Annotated in this window: 20 protein-coding genes and 1 riboswitch; of the genes, 4 read left to right on the top strand and 16 right to left on the bottom strand. The window is 75.1% G+C overall.

All coding sequences use genetic code 11. The annotated features are described in order from the left end of the window. Positions 1-40 precede the first annotated feature (40 nt). The 6 genes from cobC to cobM are packed head-to-tail and all read right to left on the bottom strand — an operon-like array spanning position 41 to position 6520. Complete coding sequence (gene cobC, locus KUM39_RS12230; protein WP_217785588.1) at positions 41-1201, bottom strand: Rv2231c family histidinol phosphate aminotransferase CobC; 1161 nt, start codon at positions 1199-1201, stop codon at positions 41-43. Then, positions 1191-2132, bottom strand: a complete 942-nt coding sequence (locus KUM39_RS12225) for a sirohydrochlorin chelatase (protein ID WP_217785587.1) — start codon at positions 2130-2132, stop codon at positions 1191-1193. Before KUM39_RS12225 ends, cobC begins: the two co-directional genes overlap by 11 nt. Next, positions 2129-2716, bottom strand: a complete 588-nt coding sequence (locus tag KUM39_RS12220; RefSeq protein WP_217785586.1) for a precorrin-8X methylmutase — start codon at positions 2714-2716, stop codon at positions 2129-2131. The genes KUM39_RS12225 and KUM39_RS12220 overlap by 4 nt, the downstream gene beginning before the upstream one ends. Beyond that, the gene (cobJ, locus tag KUM39_RS12215) at positions 2713-4416 is read right to left on the bottom strand and encodes a precorrin-3B C(17)-methyltransferase (protein WP_217785585.1); all 1704 of its coding nucleotides are present in this window, start codon (positions 4414-4416) and stop codon (positions 2713-2715) included. Before cobJ ends, KUM39_RS12220 begins: the two co-directional genes overlap by 4 nt. Next, positions 4413-5705, bottom strand: a complete 1293-nt coding sequence (gene cbiE, locus KUM39_RS12210; protein WP_217785584.1) for a precorrin-6y C5,15-methyltransferase (decarboxylating) subunit CbiE — start codon at positions 5703-5705, stop codon at positions 4413-4415. The genes cobJ and cbiE overlap by 4 nt, the downstream gene beginning before the upstream one ends. Next, positions 5702-6520, bottom strand: coding sequence for a precorrin-4 C(11)-methyltransferase (gene cobM / locus KUM39_RS12205; RefSeq protein ID WP_217785583.1), 819 nt, complete (start codon positions 6518-6520; stop codon positions 5702-5704). Before cobM ends, cbiE begins: the two co-directional genes overlap by 4 nt. Positions 6521-6764: 244 nt before the next feature. Here cobM and KUM39_RS12200 point away from each other — a divergent pair, with 244 nt between their 5' ends. Further along, complete coding sequence (locus tag KUM39_RS12200; RefSeq protein WP_217785582.1) at positions 6765-7496, top strand: ZIP family metal transporter; 732 nt, start codon at positions 6765-6767, stop codon at positions 7494-7496. Positions 7497-7717: 221 nt separating this feature from the next. Here KUM39_RS12200 and cobI read toward each other — a convergent pair whose 3' ends face one another. The 10 genes from cobI to KUM39_RS12150 all read right to left on the bottom strand — a co-directional run bounded on the left by cobI (position 7718) and on the right by KUM39_RS12150 (position 21643). Then, positions 7718-8449: a precorrin-2 C(20)-methyltransferase gene (gene cobI, locus KUM39_RS12195; protein ID WP_217785581.1), complete on the bottom strand. Its 732-nt coding sequence runs from the start codon at positions 8447-8449 to the stop codon at positions 7718-7720. Next, entirely contained in the window at positions 8446-9903 is a 1458-nt protein-coding gene (locus tag KUM39_RS12190) for a cobyrinic acid a,c-diamide synthase CobB (RefSeq protein ID WP_217785580.1), read from the bottom strand. Before KUM39_RS12190 ends, cobI begins: the two co-directional genes overlap by 4 nt. Beyond that, on the bottom strand, positions 9897-10496 hold the full coding sequence (gene cobO, locus KUM39_RS12185; RefSeq protein ID WP_217785579.1) for a cob(I)yrinic acid a,c-diamide adenosyltransferase: 600 nt from the start codon (positions 10494-10496) through the stop codon (positions 9897-9899). Before cobO ends, KUM39_RS12190 begins: the two co-directional genes overlap by 7 nt. Continuing rightward, positions 10496-12544, bottom strand: coding sequence for a putative cobaltochelatase (locus tag KUM39_RS12180; RefSeq protein ID WP_217785578.1), 2049 nt, complete (start codon positions 12542-12544; stop codon positions 10496-10498). Before KUM39_RS12180 ends, cobO begins: the two co-directional genes overlap by 1 nt. Beyond that, positions 12541-16191: a cobaltochelatase subunit CobN gene (gene cobN, locus KUM39_RS12175; RefSeq protein ID WP_217785577.1), complete on the bottom strand. Its 3651-nt coding sequence runs from the start codon at positions 16189-16191 to the stop codon at positions 12541-12543. Before cobN ends, KUM39_RS12180 begins: the two co-directional genes overlap by 4 nt. Continuing rightward, positions 16188-17699, bottom strand: a complete 1512-nt coding sequence (locus tag KUM39_RS12170) for a cobyric acid synthase (protein ID WP_217785576.1) — start codon at positions 17697-17699, stop codon at positions 16188-16190. The genes cobN and KUM39_RS12170 overlap by 4 nt, the downstream gene beginning before the upstream one ends. 127 nt (positions 17700-17826) lie before the next feature. After that, positions 17827-18777, bottom strand: coding sequence for a cobalamin biosynthesis protein (locus KUM39_RS12165; RefSeq protein ID WP_217785575.1), 951 nt, complete (start codon positions 18775-18777; stop codon positions 17827-17829). A 118-nt stretch (positions 18778-18895) separates the two neighbouring features. Then, positions 18896-19027, bottom strand: a riboswitch (cobalamin riboswitch). A gap of 155 nt (positions 19028-19182) precedes the next feature. After that, positions 19183-19410 (bottom strand): hypothetical protein, encoded by a 228-nt coding sequence (locus tag KUM39_RS12160; RefSeq protein WP_217785574.1) that lies wholly within the window; start codon positions 19408-19410, stop codon positions 19183-19185. Positions 19411-19444: 34 nt separating this feature from the next. Next, the gene (locus KUM39_RS12155) at positions 19445-20722 is read right to left on the bottom strand and encodes an inorganic phosphate transporter (RefSeq protein WP_217785573.1); all 1278 of its coding nucleotides are present in this window, start codon (positions 20720-20722) and stop codon (positions 19445-19447) included. Positions 20723-20875: 153 nt separating this feature from the next. Further along, positions 20876-21643, bottom strand: coding sequence for a lysozyme (locus KUM39_RS12150; RefSeq protein ID WP_217785572.1), 768 nt, complete (start codon positions 21641-21643; stop codon positions 20876-20878). A 193-nt stretch (positions 21644-21836) separates the two neighbouring features. On the opposite strand from KUM39_RS12150, the gene KUM39_RS12145 reads away from it, so the two are divergent. From KUM39_RS12145 to KUM39_RS12135, 3 genes are all read left to right on the top strand, one after another. Then, the gene (locus tag KUM39_RS12145; protein WP_217785571.1) at positions 21837-22118 is read left to right on the top strand and encodes a hypothetical protein; all 282 of its coding nucleotides are present in this window, start codon (positions 21837-21839) and stop codon (positions 22116-22118) included. A 160-nt stretch (positions 22119-22278) separates the two neighbouring features. After that, positions 22279-23400 (top strand): alpha/beta hydrolase, encoded by a 1122-nt coding sequence (locus KUM39_RS12140; protein ID WP_217785570.1) that lies wholly within the window; start codon positions 22279-22281, stop codon positions 23398-23400. Between the two features lie 329 nt (positions 23401-23729). Then, entirely contained in the window at positions 23730-25154 is a 1425-nt protein-coding gene (locus KUM39_RS12135) for a hypothetical protein (protein ID WP_217785569.1), read from the top strand. Positions 25155-25179: the final 25 nt, after the last annotated feature.

The following is a 25179-nucleotide window of genomic DNA, read 5'->3' as shown; positions in this document are numbered from 1 at the left end:
CGCCGATCCGGTGGTGAACTCCCCTGTGCAAAACGGGAGTTCACCCCGGCGCGGTCGGCCGGGTGGTCACCCGCGTGGTCGGCGGTACGGCTGCCGTCGTGGCTTCCAGGGCGGTCGTCAGGGCGGTCAGGAAGCCCTTGGCCGTCCTCCTGTCGCGCACCGCGACGCGCAGCCAGCCGTCGTCCAGACCGGGAAAGGTGTCGCCCCGGCGGACGGCGTGGCCGAGGGCGCGCAGCCGGGCCCGGACCGCCGGGGCTCCGGGGACGCGGATGAGGACGAACGGCGCCTCGGCGGGCTCCACCACCCGGACACCGCGCGCGGCCAGGGCCGTCAGGCCCGCGATCAGCCGGGCACGGTCCGCCGCGACCCGGTGCGCCGCGTGCGCCGCCTCGGCCAGCGCACGCGGCGCCACACACGCCTCGGCCGCCACCAGCGCCGGGGTGGACACCGGCCACAGCGGCTGCGCCCGCTCCAGTACGGCGACCGTCTCCGGCGCGGCAAGGACGTAGCCGACGCGCAGCCCGGCCAGACCCCAGGTCTTGGTCAGGCTGCGCAGCACGACCAGCCCGGGCACATCCGTACGGCCCGCCAGCGCCTCGCGCTCGCCCGGCACCGCGTCCATGAACGCCTCGTCCACCACCAGCACCCGGCCCGGCCGGGCGAGGCGGGTGAGCACACCGGCCGGGTGCAGGACGGAGGTGGGGTTGGTCGGGTTGCCGATCACCACGAGGTCGGCGTCCTCGGGGACCGCGTCCGGGTCCAGCCGGAAACCGTCACCGGCCCGCAGCAGCACCCGGCCCACGGTGTGCCCCGCGTCCCGCAGCGCCGCCTCCGGCTCGGTGAACTGCGGATGCACCACCACCGGCCGCCGCACCTCCAGCGCCCGCGCCAGCAGGACGAACGCCTCCGCCGCGCCCGCCGTCAGCAGCACCCGCTCCACCGGCAGCCCGTGCCGCCGGGCCACCGCCGCCCGCGCGGCCCGCCCGTCGGGGTAGGCCGCGAGCGAGGCCAGCGAACCGGCGATCTCCTCCCGCAGCCACTGCGGGGGCGTGCCCGCACGGACGTTGACGGCGAGATCCACCAACCCGGCACCGGAGTCCCGGACTTCGGCGTCACCGTGATGCCGCAGATCGTGCGCGTCCGCCAACCCCCCCTCTCCTATGGGGGATTCGGGGCCGGATGCGGAGTCCTCAGTGGGCATGGCTGTGCGAGTGGCCGCCGTGCCGGTGATGCCCGTGGCCGTGACCGCCGTCGTGGGTCTCGTCGTCCGGGTGGTGGTGCGGCTGCTGCGGCTGCCCGACCTTCTCCTCGAAGCCCGGCAGCGCGATCCGGTACACACAGGAGTCGCAGTTCATCCGCACGTCCCCGCGCACCGCCTCCTCGTACCGCTCCATCACCAGATCCAGCAACTCCGGCTCGGGGCCGATGACGTCCGCGCAGCGCACCTCCGCCTCCGGGTGGGCCGCCGCCCAGCCCTCGGCCTGCTGCCGGACCCGCTCGGGCAGTATCCCGGTGAACAGGAAGTACGGCAGGACCACGATCCGCCGGGCGCCCAGCCGCACGCACCGGTCGAGCCCGGCCGGTACGTCCGGTGCCGCCAGCGACACGAACGCCGTCTCCACGCCCGCGTAACCGCGCCCCTCCCACAGCAGCCGGGCCGCCCGGTGCACCTCCGCGTTGGCGTCCGGGTCGGTGGAACCCCGGCCGACCAGCAGAACGGTGACCTCCGCCCGGTCCTCGGGCGAGCGGCCCGAGCCGCCCAGCGCCTCGTCGAGCCGCCGCTCCAGCACCTTCATCAGCCCGGGGTGCGCGCCGAGCGGACGCCCGTAGCTGTACGAGATCTCCGGGTGCCGTTCCTTCTCGCGGGCGAGCGCCGCCGGTATGTCACCCTTGGCGTGCCCGGCGGACACCAGCATCAGCGGCACGGCGGCGAACCGGCGGACGCCCCGCTCCACCAGCTCGGTGACGGCCTCGCCCAGGGGTGGCGGGGACAGCTCGATGAACCCTCCCGCCACGGGCAGTTGCGGGTTACGGCGGCCCAACTCCCGTACGAAGTCACGGAACGCCTCGGCTCCGGCCTCGTCCCGAGTGCCGTGTCCGGCGATGAGCAGGGCGGGCGGCGGGGTGGTCACGATGTCTCCTCGGTCGAAAAAGGTTGGTACAGAAGGGCGTTGAGCGCGGCGGCGGCGACCGCCGACCCGCCCTTCTCGGACACGTTGCTCACGGCGGGCAGCCCGCTCGCGCGCAGCGCGGCCTTGGACTCGGCCGCACCGACGAAGCCTACGGGCAGGCCGATCACCAGCGCGGGGGAGGCGTCCAGGGCGAGCAGTTCCTCCAGGGCGGTCGGCGCGCAGCCGATCACCCACAGCGCGCCCGGCCCGACCTGTTCGTACGCGAGCCGCACCGCGTGCGCCGAACGGGTCAGCCCCGGACCGGACACGGCGTCCTTGAGACGGCACACGGTCTCCCGCCGGGTGATCCCGGCGGCGACCATCTCCACGTCCACCACGACCGGCGCCCCCGCGTGCAACGCGGCATGTCCGGCGGCCAGTTGGGTTTCGTCGGTCACCAGATCGGCCGCGTACTCCGGATCGGCGGAGGAGTGGATCACCCGCTCCACCACGGCCCGCGTCAGCGGCGGGAGGCGCGAGGTGTCCAGGCGGGCGCGCAGCCGCCGGAACGACTCCTCCTCGATGGGATGGACCACGCGGTTCACGACGTCTCCTCGGGGGTGCTCTCCTGCCAGCGGTAGCCGCGCGGCGTCACCATCCGCCCGGCCACGGTCCGGGTCGCGGTGTTGCCCACGGTCACCACGGTCATCATGTCGATCGTCGCCGGGTCCAGCGCGGCCAGGGTGCTGATCCGCGCCGACTCGTCCGGCCGGGACGCGTTGCGCACCACCCCGACCGGCGTGCCCGGTTCGCGGTGCCCGGCGAGGATCCCGAGCGCCTTCGGCAGCTGCCAATGACGGCCACGGGAACGGGGGTTGTAGAACGTGACGACGAGATCCGCCTCCGCCGCCGCCCGCACCCGGCGCTCGATCACCTCCCACGGGGTGTGCAGATCGGACAGGCTGATGGAGACGTGGTCGTGGCCGAGCGGCGCCCCCAGCACCGCCCCGGCCGCCAGCGCCGCCGTCACCCCCGGCACCCCGACCACGTCGATGTCGTCGGACGCCTCCGCGAGCGCGGGCGACGCCATCGCGTACACCCCCGCGTCCCCGCTGCCGATCAACGCCACCGCGTGCCCCGCACGCGCCTCGGCTACCGCCGTACGGGCCCGCTCCTCCTCCGCGCCGAGCCCCGACTCCAGCACCCGCGTGCCCGGCCGCAGCAGATCGCGGATCTGGTCCACGTACTGGTCCAGGCCCACCAGCACCGACGCGCGCCGCAGTTCGGCCACCGCGCGCGGGGTCAGCAGATCGCGGGCGCCGGGACCGAGCCCGACCACCGCGAGCCGCCCGCGCGCCGGACGCCGGACCACCGCGCACGTCGCCATCGCGGGGCGCCCGTCCGCGCGCGCCGACTTCCGCTTGGGCACGAGGAGTTCACCCCCGCCGCGCAGTGCTGCCGCCTCCGCGACCGACGGGGTGCCGACCGCCGCGCGGGGCGCCTCGGACGGGTTCGGCACGGGCACCTCCGCCAACTCCCCGGCCGGGTGGGGCACCAGGGGCACACCGAGCCGCGCGGCGGCGGCCACCAGCCCCGGTTCCTCCGACTTGGCGTCCACGGTGGCGAGTTCGGCCACCGAGGCCGCCGAGAGGCCCGCCTCGCGCAGCGCCGCCGCGATCAGGTCCAGCACCTCCTCCTCCGGCACCCCCCGCGAGGCGCCGACCCCGACCACCAGCGACGGCGGGCGCAGCAGCACCTCCCGTTCGCCGGGCGTCACGTCCCGGTCGGTGACCCGCACCGTGCACGCCCCGTGGTCCGCCGTCGGCAGCGGGGGCAGCGGCCAGGCCGACTCGGCGTCCAGACGCACCGGTTCGCCGTCCAGCAGCGCCCGTGACACAGCGGCCACCGCACCCTCGTACGGCAGTCCCAGCGTGTCCAGACCGGCCAGGCCCACCGCGTCCGTCGCGGTCGTCACCACCGGCTCCGCACCCAGCAACCCGGCCACTTCCAGGGCCAGTTCATTGGCTCCGCCGCCGTGTCCGCCGAGCAGCGACACCGCGAACCGGGCGCCCTCGTCCACACACACCACCCCGGGGTCCGCCGCCTTGGACGCCAGCAGCGGCGCGACCAGCCGTACCGTCGCGCCCGTGGCGAGGAAGCACACCAACTGCTCGCACTCCGCGAACGCCGCCCGCACCGCCTCGCCCACCGGTCCGCCGTACACCCGGACGCGGTCCGGCCAGGCGGCGGCCAGCCGGTCGCGCGCCGCCGCCCCCGCCGAGGTGGCGGATATGAGCCCGATCACTGGACAACTCCTTCACTGGACACGGGGGTTCGCAGACCCCACAGCAGGAACACCGGGTTCGTGGCGGCGAGCCGGGTCACCTCGCCGGGCAGCGGCGCCAGCCGCGAGGACTGCAACAGCACCCCGTCGCAGACCAGCCCCGCGTCGGTCAGCGCCGCCCGCGCGGCGGGCACCCGGTCCAGCGCGGCCAGCGCCACCACCACCGCCCGCCGTGCCCGGCGCGCGCACACCGCGACGATCTCCGGCAGCTCCCGGCCGCCGCCCCCGACGAACACCGCGTCCGGATCGTCCGCGAGCCCGGCCAGCGCCCCGGGAGCCGCACCCCGTACGACCCGTACGTCCACGCCGTGCGAGGCCGCGTTGCCCCGGATTCGCTCCGCGCCGTCCAGGTCCTTCTCCACCGCGACCGCCGCCGCGCCGAGCCGCGCGCACTCCACGGCCACCGAACCGGAGCCCGCGCCCACGTCCCACACCAGATCGCCGGGGCCGGGAGCGAGCCGGGCCAGCGCCAGCGCCCGCACCTCGAACTTCGTGATCATCGAGTCCCGGAACGCGAACGCTTCCTCCGGCAGCGCCCACCCGGCGGGCCGCGCCGGAATCCCGGCGACCGTCCGCGCCCCGCCCAGCGCCCGGCGCTCGTCCAGGCACAGCACCAAACTGACCGCCGTGCCCCAGTCACGGGCGGCGGCCTCGGCGGGCGTCACCGGCTCCACCCGCTCCCGCTCCGGATCGCCCAGCGCGCTCGCCACCACCAGTGTCCGGCCGGTGTCCGCGAGCGCCGCGCCCAGCTCCGCCGGACCGGCGCCGGGCCCGGTCAGCACCGCGACCTTGGGGTGCGCGCGGCACAGGTTCACGGCGGTACGCGGATCGCGGCCGTGGGCGCTCACCACCACCGCGTCGTCCCACGGCAGCCCGAGCCGGGAGAACGCGGCGGCCACCGAGGACACCCCCGGCCGCACATCCAGCAGGCCCGGCCCGAAACGGTCCGCCAGCGCCCGCACGATCCCGAAGAACCCCGGGTCCCCGGAGGCCAGCACGGTCACCGGCAGGCCCCGGTCCACGTGGTCCGCGATGGTGTCCAGGGCGGGGGCGAGGGGGCCGAGGACGAGCTCGGTTGTGTCGGTGTCGGTGTGCGTGTCCGGGGCTGCGTTGGCGTTTGCGGGGAGGTGGGGGCGCACGGCGTCGAGGTGGCGTCGGGCGCCCACGAGGAGTGCGGTGCGTTCGGGGAGGGGGGTGGGTGTGTGGGCGGGGGCTGTGTGGGCCGGGCCCATGCCGATGACGGTGATCATGTGGTGGCACCCCGCTCGCGCAGTGCCCGCCGGGCCTCCGGGTCGGCCCGGCGGAAGCCGTGGAAGTGGCCGGGGTGGTAGAGGTGGGAGCGGGTGCCGGTGGCGTCCAGGGCCGGGCCGACGAGGAACAGGGTGTGCTTCCACAGCCGGTGCTCCTTGACCGTCTCCTCCAGCGTGCCGACCGTGCAGCGCACGATCAGCTCCTCCGGCCAGGTCGCCTGGTACGCGACCACGACCGGGGTGTCCGTGGGGTAGCCGCCCTCCAGCAGTTCCCGCACCAGCTGCCCGCTGCGCGCCGCCGACAGGAACAGCGCCATCGTGGTGCCGTGCCGGGCGAACTCCCGTACCTCCTCGCCGGGCGGCATCGGCGTCTTGCCGCCGCCGAGCCGGGTGAGGATCACCGACTGCGCGACTTCCGGGATCGTCAGCTCGCGCTGGACCAGGGCGGCGACCGCCGAGAACGCCGAGACACCGGGGACGACCTCGGTGGCGATGCCGATCTCCGCGCACCGGTCCAGCTGCTCCTGGGTGCCGCCCCACAGCGCCGGGTCGCCCGAGTGGACACGAGCCACCCCGAGGCCCTCGGTGTGGGCCCGCGCATAGACCGCGACCACGTCCTCCAGGGACATCCCGGCCGAGTCCAGGATCTCCGCGTCCGCGCGGGCGTGGTCCAGGACCTCGCGCTGGACCAGGCTCGCCGCCCAGATCACGATGTCGGCGTCCGCGATGGCGCGGGCGGCGCGGAAGGTCAGCAGGTCGGCGGCGCCGGGGCCGGCACCGACGAAGGTCACCTTGCCGGTGGGGGCGTCGGCCATGAGGGGTCCTCTCGTGCGGATCATGCGGATCGTGCGGGTAGGTGCGGAAGCGGTGCTGCCGGGCCGGTCGGGCCGGTCGGGCCGGTCGTGGCGGTCGGACCGGTCGGACTGGTGGGGCCGCAGGTGCTGCGGATCACCTGTGTCGTAAAAGTGCCGTCGAAAATCAGATGAAATGTCATGGTGTGGGCGTTTGCGCGAGCCCTCGGATGTGCGCGAAGGCGCCTCCATCGGATAGCAAGTCCCTATGGCGGTCTTCGTCGCGCTCGGCGCGTTCCTGATGACGCTGGCCGGCGGCTGGACCGCGCAGCGTGTGACCGACCGACGGCATCTCGTCCTGGGACTGGCCGGCGGTCTGATGCTCGGAGTGGTCGGCCTCGATCTGCTGCCCGAGGCCCTGCACGCGGCGGACCACGACATCTTCGGCGTACCCGCCGCGCTGGTGCTGTTCGTGGCCGGATTCCTGCTCGCCCATCTGGTGGAACGGCTCCTCGCGCCCCGGCAGGCCGCACACGGCGGCGGCGACCACAGTCACCGCTCGCCCGAGGTGGGTCTGACGGCCGCCGCCGCGATGGTCGGCCACAGCGTGATGGACGGCGTGGCGATCGGCGCGGCCTTCCAGGTCGGCGGCGGCATGGGCGCCTCCGTGGCGCTCGCCGTGATCGCCCACGACTTCGCGGACGGGTTCAACACCTTCACCATCACCAGCCTCTACGGCAACGCGCGCCGCCGGGCCATAGGCATGCTGGTCGCGGACGCCTGCGCACCCCTGCTGGGCGCCCTGTCCACGGTCTTCTTCCACATCCCCGAGACCCTGCTCGGCGGCTACCTCGGCCTGTTCGGCGGCGTGCTGCTCTATCTCGCCGCCGCGGAGATCCTCCCCGAGGCCCACCACGAGCACCCGTCCCGCTCCACCCTGCTGTGCACCATCGCGGGTGCCGCGTTCATCTGGCTGGTGGTCGGCATCTCCGGCGGCTGAACCGACGGCGACCACATGGGCGTCCCGCACAGGGGTGCCGCCGCACACATGGGTGCAGCGCACATGGGCGCAGCGCACATGTGCCGCGCCCACACAGCGCCCTGCCACATGTACCGCGCCCGCCCGGCGTGGGCCCACCACATGTGCCGCACCCACACAGCGCCCTGCCACCTGTACCGCACCCACACCCCCCGGACCCACCAGACCCCCCGCGGCCCCCCTCACAGCTTCCCGCCCCGCCCGCCGTCCCGCCGGGGCGGTGCGATCAGGGTGGAGAGGTAGGGCAGCGGGCCGCCGTCCAGATCGGCGGCGGGGCGGACCGACTCGCCGTCCAGGCCCAGCGCCGTACCCCAGACCGCGTCACCGAGCCGACCGGTCTCGCGGAGCGCGTCCGCGACCTCGGCGGCCTGCCGCCCGAACTTGTACGCGACCACCGTGCCCGGCCCCGCCAGCGCCTCCTTCAGCACCGCCGAACCCGCCGTCACCGGCACCAGGGTCAGCGGCTCGGTGCCCTCGGTGAGCACCGCACCGGAGCGGGCGGCCAGGTCCTGCATCGCCGTGATGCCCGGCACGCTCTCCACCACGGTGTCCGGCACCAGCGCGGCGACCGTCTGCGCGAGGTAGGTGAACGTGGAGTACACATTCGGGTCCCCGATGGTGGCGAACGCCACCGAGTCGTGTGCCCGCAGCAGCGCTGCGACCCGTTCGCCCGCCGCGTCCCAGGCGTCCTCCCGGCGGGCCCGGTCGGTGCGCTCGTTCAGCGCGAACACCACCCGGACGACCTTCTCGGCGGGCACGTAGTGCAGCACGGTCGCCTCCGCGCGCCCGCGCTCGCCGGTGTCCATCACCGGGACGACGACGATCGCGGCGGCCCGCAGCGCGTTCACGCCCTTCACGGTCACCAGCTCGGGATCGCCGGGGCCGACCCCGACCCCGATCAGCCTGCTGCTCATGACGTCCGGCACCTTTCCGTGAACCGACCCGCGACACCGGGCGTGGCGGCCCAGTGCGTGTGCAGATAGCTCGCGTGCACACCCCGCTGTACGAAACCCTCCACGCGCCGCTCCGGCCCGGTCAGCCCCCACGCGGGCGCCGCACCGGCACCGGGCTCCACGGCCGTACGGTGGAACTCGTGCCCGCGCGTCCGGGTCCCGGCCGGTGCGAGCACGCTGTCCCCGACGGCCACCGCCTGGCGGTACCCCAGGGTGAGCCGGTCCGTCATGCAGGCGTCCGCGTCCAGCACCCCGCACATCGGCAGCCCGTCCAGTTCCCGGCACAGATACAGCAGCCCCGCGCACTCGGCGGCCACCGGCGCCCCGCTCCCGGCCAGCTCCGCCACCGCGGCCCGCAGCGGGGCGTTCGCGGACAGCTCGGCGGCGTACACCTCGGGGAACCCGCCCCCGATCACCAGGCCCCGCGTACCCTCCGGCAGCCGCTCGTCGCGCAGCGGATCGAACACCACGACCTCGGCCCCGGCGGCGGACAGCAGCTCGGTGTGCTCGGCGTACGAGAACGTGAACGCCTCCCCACCGGCCACGGCCACCACCGGCCGCCCACCGGCAGCCACCCCGCCCGCCCCCGAAGCCGCAGCCGAACCCGCCACCGGACCCGAACCCGGCGTCAGGGCCGAACCCGGCGCCAGCCCCGCCCCGCCCTCCGAAGCCACCGCCTCGCCCGCGTCCCAGGCACCCCCCGCTCCCGGCACCGCCCCCGCGCTCCGCGCCAGCCCCATCAGCGCGTCCAGGTCGCACCCGGCGGCCACCCGGGCCCCCATCTCCGCCACGGCCTCCACCGCGGCGGAACGCCGTTCCGCGACCGGTACCAGCCCCAGGTGCCGGGACGGCGTCTCCACCGGGGCCGCCCGCCGCAGCACACCCAGTACCGGAACCCCGGACTCCTCCAGCGCGTCCCGGAGGAGCGCCTCGTGCCGGTCGGAGGCGACCTTGTTGAGGATGACGCCGCCGATCCGCACCTCGGGGTCCCAGGAGGCGAAGCCGTGCACCAGCGCGGCGACCGAGCGGGACTGCGAGGAGGCGTCCACGACCAGCACCACCGGTGCCCCGAGGAGCTTCGCCACCTGTGCGGTGGACGCGAGTTCGCCCTCGCCCGCCGCACCGTCGTACAGCCCCATCACGCCTTCCACCACGGCCAGTCGGCAGCCGCGCGCGCCGTGCAGGAACAGGGGGGCGACCAGGTCGGGACCGCACAGGTAGGCGTCCAGGTTGCGGCCGGGGCGGCCGGTGGCGAGCGCGTGGTAGCCGGGGTCGATGTAGTCCGGGCCCACCTTGTGCGGGGACACGGCGAGGCCCCGCGCGGCGAACGCGGCCATCAGCCCGGTGGCGACGGTGGTCTTGCCGCTCCCGGAGGACGGCGCGGCCACCACCAGCCGGGGGACGGAACTCACCACTCGATGCCCCTCTGGCCCTTCTGGCCCGCGTCCATCGGATGCTTCACCTTCGACATGTCCGTCACCAGATCCGCCAACTCCACCAGCGGAGCAGGGGCGTTGCGCCCGGTGATCACCACGTGCTGGGTGCCGGGCCGGGCCCGCAGCACCTCGACGACCTCCTCGGTGTCCACCCAGCCCCAGTGCATCGGGTACGCGAACTCGTCCAGGACGTACAGCCGGTACGTCTCGGCGGCGAGGTCCCGCTTGACCTGCTCCCAGCCCTCGCGGGCCTTCTCCTCGTTGTCCATCTGGGCGTCGCGCTGCACCCAGGACCAGCCCTCGCCCATCTTGTGCCAGTCCACGGCACCGCCCTCGCCGGAGGCCCCGAGCACGCGCAGCGCGTTCTCCTCGCCCACCTTCCACTTGGCGGACTTGACGAACTGGAACACCCCGATCGGCCACCCCTGGTTCCACGCCCGCAGCGCCAGCCCGAACGCGGCCGTGGACTTGCCCTTGCCGATGCCTGTGTGCACGACCACCAGCGGCCGGTTCCGGCGCTGCCGCGTCGTCAGCCCGTCGTCCGGCACCACACTCGGCTGCCCCTGCGGCACTACGCTGCCCTCCTCGTCGTCTCCCGCACATCCCGGACCAGCCCCGCGATGGAGTCGGCCCGCAGCTCGTCCAACGTGACGGCCGTGCCGCCCAGTTGACCCGCGAGCTGTCCCGCGAGACCGAGCCGTACCGGCCCCGACTCGCAGTCCACGACCACCGAAGCGGTCTCCTCGGCGGCCAGCAGCCGGGCCGCGCGGCCCGCGAGCACCACCGGCTCGGCGCCGCCGGTGGCCCGCCCGTCGGTCACCACGACCAGCAGCGCCCGGCGCGCCGGGTCCCGCAGCCGCTCCACCCGCAGCACCTCCCGCGCCTTCAGCAGCCCCGCCGCCAGCGGCGTACGGCCGCCCGTCGGCAGCGACTCCAGGCGTACGGCGGCGGCGTCCACGGACGACGTCGGCGGCAGCGCCAGCTCCGCCGAGGCACCCCGGAACGTCACCAGGCCCACCTTGTCGCGCCGTTGATAGGCGTCCAGCAGCAGGGAGAGCACGGCGCCCTTCACCGCGCCCATCCGCGCCCGCGCCGCCATCGACCCGGAGGCGTCCACCACGAACAGCACGAGATTCCCCTCGCGCCCCTCGCGCACCGCCTGCCGCAGATCGTCCCGGCGCAGCACCAGACCGGTGCCGGACCGGCCGCGCGCCCGCTGGTGCGGGGCCGCCGCCCGGACGGTCGCGGCCAGGTGCAGCCGGGTCAGCGCGCCGCGCGGGCGGCGGGCGCCGGTGGTCCGGCCGCGCTCGGTGCGCGCCCGCGACCGCCGCCCGGCGGCGCCGTCCCCGACGCCCGGCACACTGAGCACCTTCGTACGGAACGGCTCACCGGCCGGTGCGGGGGTGCGCTCACCGGCGCCGGACGACTGCGAGGGCCCGTCCTCGCCCGCCTCGGGGCGTGCGGTCTCCCCGCCGCCGTCCGCCGGGCCGTCCCCGGGCGCGGGCTGCCCGCCCCCGCCGCCGGGACCGTCCGGACCGGGCCCGTCGTCGTCCCCGCCGTCACTCTCGTCGGGGTCGCCTCCGCTCTCGCCGTCGCCCTCGCCGGGGCCCGCGTACCGCTCCAGCGTCTCGTCGAGCTTCTCCTCGTCCAGGCCCGGCGCGTCGAAGGGGTTGCGGCGCCTGCGGTGCGGCAGTGCCAGCAGGGCCGCCTGCCGGACGTCCTCCGCGAGCACGTCCGTCCGCCCGGCCCACGCGGCCAGCGCGGTCGCGGTGCGCGCCATCACGATGTCCGCGCGCATGCCGTCCACCTCGAACGCCGCGCAGGTCGCCGCGATCTGCCGCAGCGCCGCGTCCCCGAGCCGCACCTTCGGCAGCAACTCCCGCGCGGCGGCTATCCGTTGCCGTACGGCGGACTCCTCGTCCGACCAGCGGGCCGCGAACGCGTCCGGATCGTCGTCGTGGGCCAGGCGGCGCCGTACGACCTCCACCCGCTCGTCCGGTTCACGGGAGGCGGCCACCTCCACGGTGAGGCCGAACCGGTCGAGCAACTGGGGCCGCAGCTCGCCCTCTTCGGGGTTCATCGTGCCGACGAGCAGGAACCGCGCCGCGTGCCGTACGGAGACACCCTCGCGCTCCACGTACGAGGCGCCCATCGCGGCGGCGTCCAGCAGCAGGTCCACCAGGTGGTCGTGGAGGAGGTTGACCTCGTCCACGTAGAGGATGCCCCGGTGGGCGGCGGCGAGCAGGCCCGGCTCGAACGCTTTCACGCCCTCCGCCAGGGCCCGTTCGATGTCGAGGGCGCCGACCAGGCGGTCCTCGGAGGCGCCGACCGGCAGCTCCACCATCCGTGCGGGCCGCGCCTCCGCGCCGCCGGGCAGCGGGTGCGGGCCGTCCGGGCAGGCCGGGTCGGGTGCGGCCGGATCGCACGAGAACCGGCAGCCCGGCACCACCGCCACATGCGGCAGCAGTCCGGAAAGGGCGCGTACCGCCGTGGACTTGGCGGTGCCCTTCTCGCCGCGCACGAGGACCCCGCCGACCGCCGGGCTGACCGCGTTCAGCAGCAGCGCCAGGCGCAGATCGTCCTGTCCGACGACGGCGGTAAAGGGGAACGGGGTGGTCACTGGTCTCCCTCCAGGTCGCCTTCCAGCTCCAGGTACGTCGCCCGCAGCCGCTCCAGCGTCTCGGTGTCCGGCTCCGCCCACAGACCGCGCTCGGCGGCCTCCAGCAGCCGTTCGGTGATCCCGCGCAGCGCCCACGGGTTGGACCGCTTCATGAACTCCCGGTTCTCCGGGTCGAAGACGTACTCCGCGCTGAGCTTCTCGTACATCCAGTCGTCCATGACGCCTGCCGTCGCGTCGTACCCGAAGAGATAGTCCACGGTGGCCGCCATCTCGAAGGCACCCTTGTAGCCGTGCCGCCGCATCGCCGCCATCCAGCGGGGGTTGACCACGCGGGCGCGGAACACCCGGTGTGTCTCCTCGCCCAGCGTGCGGGTCCTGACCTGGTCCGGTACGGCCGAATCGCCCACGTACGCCTCGGGATCGGCGCCGGTGAGGTGCCGCACCATCGCGACCATGCCACCGTGGTACTGGAAGTAGTCGTCGGCGTCCACCAGATCGTGTTCGCGGGTGTCCACGTTCTTCGCCGCGACCGCGATCCGCCGGAACGCCGTCTCCATGTCGCCGCGCGCCGCCCGCCCGTCGAGCCCGCGCCCGTAGGCGTAGCCGCCCCACACCGCGTACACCTCGGCGAGGTCGGCGTCGCTGCGCCAGTTGCGGGCGTCGATCAACGGCAGCAGACCCGCGCCGTACGCGCCCGGCTTGGAGCCGAAGATCCGGGCGGTGGCCCGGCGCCGGTCGCCGTGCCCGGCGGTGTCCTCCTCGACGTGCGCGCGTACGTAGTTGGTGTCGGCGGGCTCGTCCAGCCCGGCCACCGCCCGCACCGCGTCGTCGATCAGCCCGACCACGTGCGGGAACGCGTCCCGGAAGAAGCCGGAGATCCGGACCGTGACGTCGATGCGCGGCCTGCCCAGCTCGGCCGGGGGCACGATCTCGAACCCGGTGACCCGGCGGGAGGCGTCGTCCCACACCGGGCGGCAGCCCAGCAGCGCCAGGATCTCCGCGATGTCGTCGCCCTGGGTGCGCATCGCGGACGTGCCCCACACGGTCAGCCCGACCGACTTCGGGTAACTCCCGTTGTCGTCCAGGTACCGCTGGACCAGCGAGTCGGCGAGCGACTGCCCGACCTCCCAACTCAGCCGGGAAGGAATGGCCTTGGGGTCCACGGAGTAGAAATTCCGGCCGGTCGGCAGCACGTTGACCAGACCGCGCGTCGGGGACCCCGAGGGCCCCGCCGGGACATAGCCGCCGCGCAGGGCGTGCAGGACGTTGCCGATCTCGTCCGTGGTGCGGGCCAGCCGGGGCACCACCTCGGTACAGGCGAACTCCAACACCGCGACGGCGTCCGGCAGTTCGTGTCCGAGGACCTCCCGCAGCACCGGGCGCACCGCGTCGCCGCTCCAGTCCCGCGCCTCCATGCCCTCCGCGATCCCGCGGCACAGCCGCTCCAGCAGGTCCACGGCGTCGGCGGCGGTCCGGTCGGGTCCGGCGACGAGCGCGGTCAGTTCGGCGGGCAGCTTCACCCGCGCGCCCGGCTCGGCCAGCAACTCCTTCTCCACCAGCCCGAAACGGGCCGCGAGCGCGGACCGCAGACCGGGCAGCGCGTTCGCCTGCCCGCCCCACACCTGGGAGGCGCGCAGCACCGCCAGCACGAGGTTCACCCGCGGTTCGCCCACCGGGCCGCCGCCCAGGACGTGCAGCCCGTCACGGATCTGCACGTCCTTGATCTCGCACAGATAGCCGTCGATGTGCATGACGAACGCGTCGAAGTCGTCGTCCTCCGGCTGCTCGGCCACGTGCAGGTCGTGGTGGAGCTCGGCCGCCTTCACCAGCGTCCAGATCTGCGCGCGCACGGCGGGTGCCTTCGCCGGGTCCAGGTCCGACACCAGGGCGTACTCGTCGAGGAGTTGCTCCAGCTTCGCCAGGTCGCCGTAGGTGTCGGCGCGGGCCATCGGCGGCACCAGGTGGTCCACCACGGTCGCGTGCCCGCGCCGCTTCGCCTGGGTGCCCTCACCGGGGTCGTTGACGATGAACGGGTACACCAGCGGCAGTTCGCCGAGCACCGCGTCCGGCGCGCACCCGGCGCCCAGCCCGAGTCCCTTGCCGGGCAGCCACTCCATCGTGCCGTGCTTGCCCATGTGCACGACCGCGTCCGCGCCGAAGCTGTTCTCCAGCCAGCGGTAGGCGGCCAGATAGTGGTGCGAGGGCGGCATGTCCGGGTCGTGGTAGATCGCTATCGGGTTCTCCCCGAAACCGCGCGGCGGCTGGATCATCACCACCACGTTCCCGAAGCGCAGGGAGGCGAGCACGATGTCCTCGCCGTCCACGTACAGGTTCCCCGGCGGCTCGCCCCACGTGTCCAGCATCGACGCGCGCAGCTCCGGGTCGAGCGCGTCGAACCACTCCCGGTAGTCCGCCAGCGGCACCCGCGCGGGCGCGGCGGCCAACTGCTCCTCGGTCAGCCACTCCACGTCGTGCCCCCCGGCCGCGATCAGCCGGTGGATCAACTCGTCGCCGCCGGACGGGTATCCGCTCACCGCGTACCCCGCGTCCCGCAGCGCGTCGAGCACCCGCACCGCCGACGCGGGCGTGTCCAGGCCGACCGCGTTGCCGACCCGCGAGTGCTTCGTCGGGTACGCGGTGAACACCAGCGCGATCCGCTTCTCCGCGTTCGGCCGGTGCCGCAGCGCCGCGTGGCGCACGGCGATCCCGGCGACCCGCGCGGCCCGCTCGGGGTCGGCCGCGTACACCGGCACCCCGTCCGGGCCCTCCTCCTTGAAGGAGAACGGCACCGTCACCAGGCGTCCGTCGAACTCCGGGATGGCGACCTGCATCGCCGCGTCCATCGGGGACAGCGCCGCGTCCGACGCCTCCCACGCGGCCCGCGAGGAGGTCAGGCACAGCCCCTGGAGCACCGGCACGTCCAGCGCGGCCAGCGCGCCCACGTCCCACGCGTCGTCGGCGCCGCCCGCCGACGCCTCCGAGGCGTGCGCGCCGCCCGCCGCGAGCACCGTCGTCACCAGCGCGTCGGCCCGGCCCAGCAGTTCGTACAGCCCCGGATCGGCGCCGCGCAGCGAACCGCAGTACACCGGAAGGGCGTTGGCGCCGCGCGCCTCGACCGCCGCGCACAGCGTGTCCACGAAGCCGGTGTTCCCGCTGAGTTGGTGCGCCCGGTAGAACAGCACGCCCACCGTGGGCCGGTCGTCCCGGATCTCGTACGTCCCGTGGACACCGAACTCCGGCATGGGAGACGGCACTTCGAAGCCCTCACCGGTCAGCAGCACGGTGTCCGACAGGAACCGGGCCAGCTCCGCGAGGTTCGCCGGGCCGCCCTCCACCAGATAGCGCAGCGCCTCCGCGACGACCCCCGCGGGCACCGACGACTCGGCCATCAGCTCGGCGTCCGGCACCGACTCGCCGCCCAGCAGCACCGTCGGCACCCCGGACGCCTTCAGCGCGGCGAGCCCGTCCTCCCAGGCGCGCTTTCCGCCCAGCAGCCGTACGACGGCCAGGTCCGCGCCCGCCAGCAGGCCCGGCAGGTCGGCCGTCACGTCGGTGCGGGTCGGGTTGCCGATCCGGTAGTCCGCGCCCGAGGCGCGGGCCGCCAGCAGATCCGTGTCGGCGGTGGACAACAACAACACTGTGCTCATGCGGGTGCTCCCGGTGGGATGAAGGGCAGTCCGCGCGGCGGGCCCGACTCGACGAGCCGCCACAGCGCGTCCGTGTCCGCGTGCTGTTCGACGAGGTCACCGAGCCGGTCGAGCTGCTCCTCGCGCAGCGCGCCGAACGCGGTGTCCGGGGCGGGGACGAAGCGGCGGCCCGCGGCGGCGGCCACCTCGCGCAGAAACGCCCGCCGGAAGCCGTCCGACTCCAGCGAGCCGTGCCAGTGCGTGCCCCAGGTGTTCCCGGTCCGGCAGCCGTCGAGGAACGGCTCGCCGCCGGTCACCTCGGCGACCCCGTGATGGATCTCGTACCCCTCGACCCGTTCGCCGAGGGCCTCGCCGGTGGGGCGGGCGAGGGTCTTCTCGCGGGCGAACCGCACCCGCACCGGCAGCACCCCGAGCCCGGCGACCGTCCCCGCGCGGGACTCCACGTCGTCCTCGACGCGCTCGCCCAGCACCTGGAAGCCGCCGCAGATCCCCAGCACCGGGCGCCCCTCGGCGGCCCGGCGCAGCAACGCGTCCGCGAGGCCGCGCTCCCGCAGCCAGGCCAGCGCCCGCACGGTGCCGCGCGTGCCGGGGACCACGACGAGGTCGGCGTCGGCCAGTTCCTCGGGCCGGTCCACGAACCGCACCACCACGCCCGGTTCGGCGGCCAGCGCGTCCACGTCGGTGAAGTTGGACATCAGCGGCACCGCGCACACCGCGACCCGCAGCACGTCCGCCCCGACCGGCGGCGCCACCGACGACTCGCGGACCGTGCCGCGCAGCGACACCCGCAGCCCGTCCTCCTCGTCGATGCCCAGCCCGTGCCGGAACGGCAGCACCCCGTACGACGGCCGCCCGGTCAGCCCGCGCAGCATGTCCAGGCCCGGCTCCAGCAGGGTCGCATCACCCCGGAACTTGTTCACCACGAACCCGGCGACCAGCTCCTGGTCCTCCGGCGAGAGCAGCGCCAGGGTGCCGAAGAACGAGGCGAACACCCCGCCCCGGTCGATGTCCCCGACGACCAGGACGGGCAGCCGCGCACCCCGCGCGATGCCCATGTTCACGATGTCGGTCCGCCGCAGATTGATCTCGGCGGGCGAACCGGCGCCCTCGCAGATCACCGCGTCATACGTGCCCCGCAACTCGGCCAGGCACTCCAACACCGTTCCCAGCAGCCGCTGTTGACGCCCGCCGTGGTAGCCGCGCGCACTCATCTCGCCCACCGGGCGGCCCAGCAGCACCACTTGGCTGCTCTGCTCGCCACCGGGCTTCAGCAGCACGGGGTTCATCAGCGCGGTCGGCTCGATCCGGCACGCCTGCGCCTGCATGGCCTGCGCCCGGCCGATCTCGGCGCCCTCACGGGTCACGAACGAGTTCAGCGACATGTTCTGCGCCTTGAACGGCGCCACCTTCACGCCCTGCCGCGCCAGCCACCGGCAGATCCCGGCCGTCACCACGCTCTTGCCCGCGTCGGACGTCGTTCCGGCCACGAGCAGCCCGCCGCCCCTCACGCGGTACGTCCTTCCCGCGCGGCTGCCCCGAACCCGCCCGCCGGACCGCCCTGTTCGAGCACACCCGCCCCCTCCGGCACAACTGCCGCCCCGATCACGCACGCCCCTCCGGCCATGTCCGCCCCCTTCACTTCCCGCGCCCCCGCACGACCACGACCCGCCGCGCGGCCACCGTGACGCCGAGCGCGAGCAGGCCGACGCGGCGGGACAGCCGTACCGCGCGGCCGATGTCGGCGACGGCGACGGCGCGGCCCGCCGCGCCGTTCAGGATCGGACGGTGCTCGACCCGGCCGCCGTAGGAGAGCGTCCCGCCCAGGCGGACGCCGAGCGCGCCCGCGAACGCGGCTTCCACCGGACCGGCGTTGGGGCTCGGATGGCGGCCCGCGTCGGCCCGCCAGGCGCGCAAGCTCCCGCGCGGATCGCCCCCGGCGCACACGGCCAGTACGGCGGTCAGCCGCGCCCCCGGCCAGCCCGCCACGTCGTCCAGCCGGGCCGACGCCCAGCCGAACCGGCGCAGCCGGGGCGAACGGTGACCCACCATCGCGTCCAGGGTGTTCACCGCCCGGAAGCCCAGCAGCCCCGGCACCCCCGCCACCGCGCCCCACACCAGCGCGCCCACCACGGCGTCCGAGGTGTTCTCCGCGACCGACTCGACGACCGCGCGGGCGATCCCGTCGGCGTCCAGCGCCTCGGGGTCCCGGCCGCACAGATGCGGCAGCCGGGCCCGCGCCGCGACCAGGTCACCGGCGGTCAGGGACCGCCCGATCGCGGTCGCCTCGCGGGCCAGCGAGGTCCCGCCGAGCACGGCCCACACGGCACCGGCGGTCAGCGCGGCACGGGCGCCCGGAGAACGCCGTACGGCACGGTCGGCGGCGGCGCCGAGCGCGACGGCGGCCGAGGCGCAGACGGTGGTGAACAGCGCGCCCCAGCCCCGGTGGTCGTGCCACAGCGCACGCTCGGCGCGCGCGGCGGCGCGTCCGAACATGGCGACGGGATGCCCCCGGCGGGGATCGCCGAGCAGCAGATCACCGAGGACACCGGCGGCGGCGCCGTACGCGTAGGAGCGATCGGCACCCATCGGGTCAGCCGACGGGCGTCGCGGGGAGGGCTCTCATACAGGACCGGGAACGGTGTCCGGGCATGGCGACATGTCCTCACTCAGGGTGTCCACGCCCTGGTTCGACGAGACGGGCGGCGAGAGTTCCTGGCTCCCGGGAGGGTTCTCCCGGTGACAGTGGCGGGACCGCGCCGGATTCGCACCGGCTTCCTCTTCTGCCGCCTCCTTGGCCCCGGCAGTCCACCACGGCCCCGGAAGACCCGTCAACTCGCCCGTGACCTGCGCCGGGAGAGTGTGCCGAGCCCCACACCGGGACGGACGGGACACGGACATGAGGGCCCCCGCCCGGTCCGGTGGGACGGGCGGGGGCCCTCACGGGGAACCCCTCGGGGGACGTGCCCCCCGTACCTGTGGCGGTACGGCGGCTCAGCTCTTGGAGACGATCAGGAGGATGCCGTAGCCCACCGCCGCCGCGCAGGCGGCGAAGCAGAGGTACGCGCCGGTCACGGCGAGCCCGGCGGAGCCGCCCTGGGCCGCCGCCCTCTCGCGGCGGGCGAGGCCGCCCACTCCCAGGGTGAACAGGACCACCAGGGCCACGGTGGCACCGAGGCTGACGCCGAAGACGGAGCCGATGGCCGCCCAGTCGATCTTCATGGGGATGTTTCCTTCGGTTACCGGTGCTCGGGGGTCAGACGGTGGCGGCGGGCGGCTTGGCCGCCGTGCTGCGGGCGGTCACCGGGCCGGTGGCCTGCTCCGGGAAGCCGGATCCGGGGGAGCCCGGGGAGTCGGCGGCGGCCGGACCGGCCGGGGGCCGGACCACGGCGGCCATCGCGGTGGTGACCACCCCGGCCGGTTCCCCGGCGGTGGGCGGCGCGATCACGTTGGTGCTGTCCACGACCTCGCGGCGGGAGAGCTTCCAGATCCCGAAGGACGCGGCGACCAGGAACACGGCCACCAGCGCGGTGCCCCAGTCACCGAGGCCGGTGACCTTCTCCGCGCCCGCGCCGACCAGCGCGGCGGCCGGGAGGGTGAGCACCCAGGCGACGGTCATCCGGGTCGCGGTGGACCAGCGGACCACCCCGCCCTTGCGGCCGAGGCCCGCGCCCATCACCGAGCCGGAGACGACATGCGTGGTGGAGAGCGAGAAACCGAGGTGCGAGGAGGCCAGGATGGCGGTCGCCGCGCTGGTCTGGGCGGCGAAGCCCTGCCGGGTGGAGAGGTCGGTCAGGCCCGTGCCCATCGTGCGGATGATGCGCCAGCCGCCGATGTAGGTGCCGAGCGCGATGGCCAGACCGGCCGAGAGGATCACCCAGGTGGGAGGGTTGGAGCCGGGGGAGATGACCCCGCCCGCGATCAGCGCCAGCGTGATGACGCCCATCGTCTTCTGCGCGTCGTTGGTGCCGTGCGCGAGCGAGACCAGACCGGCCGAGGCCACCTGCCCGGCGCGGAAGCCCTTGCGGGTGGCCGCGGCCTCGGTGTCCTTGGCGACGCCGTAGGACAGCCGGGTCGAGAGCATCGCCGCGAGCCCGGCGACGACGGGCGCGGCGACCGCGGGCAGCAGCACCTTGGTGACGAGCACGTCGCCGTGGACCGCGCCGAAACCGGCGGAGGCGACGGTGGCACCGATGAGACCGCCCATCAGGGCGTGCGAGGAACTGGAGGGCAGACCCACCAGCCAGGTCAGCAGGTTCCAGAGGATCGCGCCGACCAGCGCCGCGAAGATGACCTCGGGACGGATGCCGGTCTCATCGACGAGCCCCTTGGAGATCGTGTTGGCGACCTCCACGGAGAGGAAAGCGCCCACCAGGTTGAGCGCGGCGGACATGGCCACCGCGACCTTGGGCTTGAGGGCACCGGTCGAGATGGTCGTGGCCATCGCGTTGGCGGTGTCGTGAAAACCGTTCGTGAAATCGAACGCGAGCGCGGTGACGACCACGATCGCGAGGATCAGCGAGAAGTTTTCCATTTACCCAGGCAATCGTTCGAAGTCATTGGCGGTTGGAACGTAGGCAACCTGGGTGAACGGAAGGTGAACTGAGAGGGGCGTGTGGGTGCCTGTGACCGGGCCCGGAGGTGGCTCGGGGACCACCCCGGACCCGGCGCCCCTGACGCCCCTTGGCTAACGGCCCCGCGCGAACGCCTTGAGGCGGCTCTGCGACCCGTGGAAGAGATTCTGGTCACCCGGCAGACCGCCCCGGACGCCGTACTGCCAGAACGTCCAGTCCGGCCAGCCGCCGGGCAGCGCGCCCGGCCCCGACGTGCCGTGCCGGGCGATCCACAGCGGGTGGTCGGCGGCGAACGCGCGGCTGTCGCCGGTGCACTGCCGCCACCACTGCGCGGTCGTGTAGACGACGGGCCGCCGCCCGGTCGCCCGGCGCACGGCGTCGCTGAACGACCGCACCCACTCCGTCATCCGGCGCGCGCTCAGCCCGTAGCAGCGCCGCTTGGCGTCGTACGGGTTGTATTCGATGTCCAGCGCCGGGGGCAGCGTCCAGCCGTCCGCCCGCCAGTCCCCGCCGTTGCGGACGAAGAACTCGGCCTGCTCGGCGCCGGAGGAGCGGTCCGGCCGGGCGAAGTGGTAGGCGCCCCGGACCAGCCCCGCCGCGCGGGCGCCGTCGTACTGCCGCCGGAAGTAGGGGTTGCGGTAGCCGGTGGACTCGGTCGCCTTGACGTAGGTGAACCGGGCGCCGTCCGCGCGCGCCGACGACCAGTCCACGTGCTTCTGGTGCGAGGACACGTCGTGCCCGCGCAGTTGACCGGCCGCCGCGGACGGCGGGCCGCCGGTGCCCGCGGCGGGCTGGGCGCCGGTGAGGGCGAGCGCGGAACCGAGCGCGGCGAGGAGGGCCGCGCGGCGGCGGGAGCGGAAGGGTGTGCGGTCACGGGCCATGCGTCCCCCTGGTCGGTCGGTGCAACGGGGTCCCGCCGCCGGGGAAGCGTCCCGCGAGCGGCGGCCGTCCCGGCGGGCGAGGGGGACCAGTCAACGCCGGACGGCCGAGAGGGCCCCGCTCATCGGCTGATCGCACCGGCGGGTTCACCCGCCCGGTGCAGCCCCGGGAGGTTTACGGCCACCGAGGCGCGGGTTGTCCGCAGGCCGCCCCGGCACGGACGGCGGTGCGGATGGCGGTACCGGCGGCGGTACGGACCTCCGCGCGGACCGGGAGCGGTGGGCGGGGACCTGGGCGGCGGTGGTGGCCGCCGCGCGGCGCACGGTCGCGGACGGACTCGTGGACGGACTCGTGGTCGGCGAGGTGCGGCGGGGGTCGGCGGCGGCCTCCGTGCCCGGCCGCACACCCGCCCTGGCGACCGAGGCACGGATGGCCGAAGCCGGGGCACGTTCACGGGGGTACGGCCACCGGAGGTGACCCCATGCGTGTCATGCGGCAGAACCCGCCGCCCCGCGTCCCCGACCCCCGCCCGCTCCTGGACCCACTCCGCCGTCCGCGTCCCCGGCCGGGCGCCCGCCCCGTGCACCGGGTGCCCGCTCCGCTGGCCGGTGGCGCCGCGCCCCGTGACACTGGTCCCGTGCGTACCGTCAGAGCCACCGCCGCCGCGCTCACCGCGATGCTGGCCGCCGGGGCGGCCTCCGTGGCCGTCGGACGGCTGGCCGGCGACGCCGCGCTGAAAGCCCCGCCGGGCCGTCCGCTGCCCACCGAACCCCGGCTCACCGTGCACGACATGGTGGCGGGGGAGCGCATCACCCTCACCCGCGACCTCGCCTCGCTGCGCCCCGGCGTCTACGGCCTGGCCGGGCACGGCTCCCACGCGATCGTCGGACCGGTGCTCAACACCGACCTGCACGCCCCCGACACCGTGGCGCGCCGCCTGCGCGGCCTCACCCACGGCACCTTCGAGCCGGGCGACTCGGCCTGGCTCACCCCCAACCTCCACGTCGGGGACCCGAAGAGCGCCCTCGGTCTCGACCACGCCGACATCGACGTGCCCGGCGAACTCGGGCCGCTGCCCGCCTGGTTCCTGCCCGGCGGCCGTGACACCTGGCTGATCGCGGTGCACGGCCTCGGCGCCACCCGCGAGCACTCCATGAACCTCATGGAGTTCCTGCACCGCAAGGGCGTCCCCGTGCTCGCCCCCGCCCACCGGGGCGACCTCGGCGCCCCGCCCCGGCCCGACGGCATCAGTCACCTCGGCGAGACCGAGTGGCGGGACGTGGACGCGGCGATGCGCTACGCCGTCCGCTACGGCGCCCGGCGCCTCGTCCTGCTCGGCTGGTCCACCGGCGCCACCATGTGCCTGCGGGCCGCCGCGAAGTCCCCGGTGCGCGACCGGGTCGCCGGACTGGTCCTGGACTCGCCGGTGCTCGACTGGCAGGCCACCGTGCGTGCCCTCGCCGGTGCCCGGCACATCCCGCGCCCGCTGCTGCCGCTCGCGGTCCGCGCCGTGGAGGGCCGGGCCGACCTGGACCCCGACCCGGACGCGGGCTCCGGCCGCCTCGCCGTGCCGACGCTGATCATGCACGGCCCGGACGACACGGTCGCCCCCTGGAACGCCTCGCGCCGCCTGGCCGCCCGCCGTCCCGACCTGGTCTCCCTGCGCGCCGTACCCGGCGCCCCGCACGCGGCCATGTGGAACGCGGACCCGGCGGAGTACGAGGAACACCTGCGGCGCTTCCTGGTCCCGCTGCTCTGAGCCGCACGGGCCCCTACCGCCGCCGCCCGCCTCGATCGGCGCCCTTCCTCGCCCTTCCGCCCCTTTCCGTCCCTCTCCCGCCGCCACCGGGGGAGAGGGGCGGAAGATCCGCTTCCGGAGGTTCCGTTTACGGCCCTCTGCACAGACGTGCGAGCGCTCTCCCGAACGTCCTCCCTGCCCCCAACGCCCCCGCAACCGGGGATACGCCCCCGTAAGCGCCCCCTGCGCCCCCTTTGCGCACCCCACGGGCGCCCGTGCGTTGGCCAGTCCCGTCGCCGCCCGTGACATTCCGTTTGGGTTTTCGGACCGTCAACCGGAAGACTGCACTCGTGACGTCCCGTATCCCGCGCGACTCCAGGCTTCGACTCGTCCGACCCCGACCCCTGGCCGCCGCCCCCTCCGCTGTGAACCAGCGGCCCACGCGCCGCCCCGCCCCCCGCCCGCCGGAGGGCACCCCGGCCCGGGCCGAGCTGGCCGCGACGGCGCGCGCCGGTCTGGCCGGTGCGGTCCGTGTCGCCCGCTGGGCCGACGCAGCCCTCGGCCCCGGCAGCGACGGCGCCACCGCCGACGGCAAGGCCACCCTGTCCGAGGCCACCACCCGCCTGGCCGCCGCCGACCTCGGCCTGAGCGGCCCCGAGATCCGCGCCGAGTGGGACACCGCCCGCCTCGCCGGACTGGTCGAGGTGCACGGGGACAACGCCCGCCCCGGCTGGCGTCTGCGCGCCTGGGACCGTGACGACAGCGCCGTACTGCGCGGCTGGGTCGCCCTGTTCGACGCCTGGTCGCTGGCCAGCCCGGAACCCGCGGACCAGGAACCCGGCGCCGTCGCCGAGGTCGTCTCCGCGATGCCCCAGGTGCTCTCCTTCCTCCAGCTCTCCGCCGGTCCCGTCCCGGTCGAGCAGCTGCTCGACCTGCTCCAGCAGCGGGTCACCGAACTGCGCACCGAACGCTGCGAGGTCTCCTACGCCCCCGACGGCGCCGCCGCGACCCCGGAGGCCCCGCCCGCCGCACCGGCCCCCGCCGGGGACACCGAGACCCCGCTCCCCCCGCTGCTCGACTGGGCCCTCGACGCCCTCGCCTCGGTCGGCGCCCTCACCCGCGCCGACGGCCACGCCACCCTCACCCCCCTCGGCAGCTGGGCGGTGTGGGTCAAGCTGGAGCAGATCTGCGTCGCCGCGCAGAGCCCGGCCGGAAACATCGAGCAGTCCGCCGAGGACATGCTGCGCGGCTGCGCCCAGCTCCGCCCCAAGGCGGCCCGCGACGAATACCGCGCCTGGCTCGCCGCCCGCCCCGTCGGCAGGGCCGTCACCGAACTCCTCGACGGCGCCCGCGGCGAGGACGCCCTGCTGCGCGGCCTCGCCTTCGAGGCGCTGCGCGTCGTCGGCGCCCCCGCCGAACCCGATGTGCGCGCCGTGGTGGACGAACCCGCCCTGCGCCCCTACGCGCTGCTCTGGCTCGCGGAGCACGACGGGATCGACCCCGAGGACGCCCACGAGGTCCTCACCCGCGAGGAGGCCACCTGGCTCTGGGTGGACACCGCCGCCGCCGTCGCGGACCACGGCGAGGCCGAGATGCTCGTCCGGCACCTGGAGGCCGCGGTGCAGCCCACCGTGCCGATGCTGCTGGACGAGGTCCGGGCCGTGGGCCATCCCCGCACCGTGCAGGTGCTGGTCGCCCTCGCCGCCGCCCACCCCGACCCGGCACTCGCCAAGGCGGTCCGCAGAGCCGCCTTCCAGGTCCACACCGGAGGCTGACCCGACGGGACCACCGGGCCCCCTC

The sequence above is a fragment of the Streptomyces corallincola genome, assembly GCF_019104725.1.
GTDB lineage: Bacteria > Actinomycetota > Actinomycetes > Streptomycetales > Streptomycetaceae > Streptomyces > Streptomyces corallincola.
Note: the sequence above shows the minus strand (reverse complement) of the source record. Positions and strands in the feature narration are given on the sequence as shown.

Coding starts and splice junctions, on each gene's coding strand:
- cobN (WP_217785577.1), bottom strand. CDS start 16,191: ATGAGCACAGTGTTGTTGTTGTCCACCGCCGACACGGATCTGCTGGCG.
- cobM (WP_217785583.1), bottom strand. CDS start 6,520: ATGGCCGACGCCCCCACCGGCAAGGTGACCTTCGTCGGTGCCGGCCCC.
- KUM39_RS12155 (WP_217785573.1), bottom strand. CDS start 20,722: ATGGAAAACTTCTCGCTGATCCTCGCGATCGTGGTCGTCACCGCGCTC.
- KUM39_RS12150 (WP_217785572.1), bottom strand. CDS start 21,643: ATGGCCCGTGACCGCACACCCTTCCGCTCCCGCCGCCGCGCGGCCCTC.
- cobI (WP_217785581.1), bottom strand. CDS start 8,449: ATGAGCAGCAGGCTGATCGGGGTCGGGGTCGGCCCCGGCGATCCCGAG.
- KUM39_RS12200 (WP_217785582.1), top strand. CDS start 6,765: ATGGCGGTCTTCGTCGCGCTCGGCGCGTTCCTGATGACGCTGGCCGGC.
- KUM39_RS12165 (WP_217785575.1), bottom strand. CDS start 18,777: ATGGGTGCCGATCGCTCCTACGCGTACGGCGCCGCCGCCGGTGTCCTC.
- cbiE (WP_217785584.1), bottom strand. CDS start 5,705: ATGATCACCGTCATCGGCATGGGCCCGGCCCACACAGCCCCCGCCCAC.
- KUM39_RS12160 (WP_217785574.1), bottom strand. CDS start 19,410: ATGAAGATCGACTGGGCGGCCATCGGCTCCGTCTTCGGCGTCAGCCTC.
- cobC (WP_217785588.1), bottom strand. CDS start 1,201: ATGCCCACTGAGGACTCCGCATCCGGCCCCGAATCCCCCATAGGAGAG.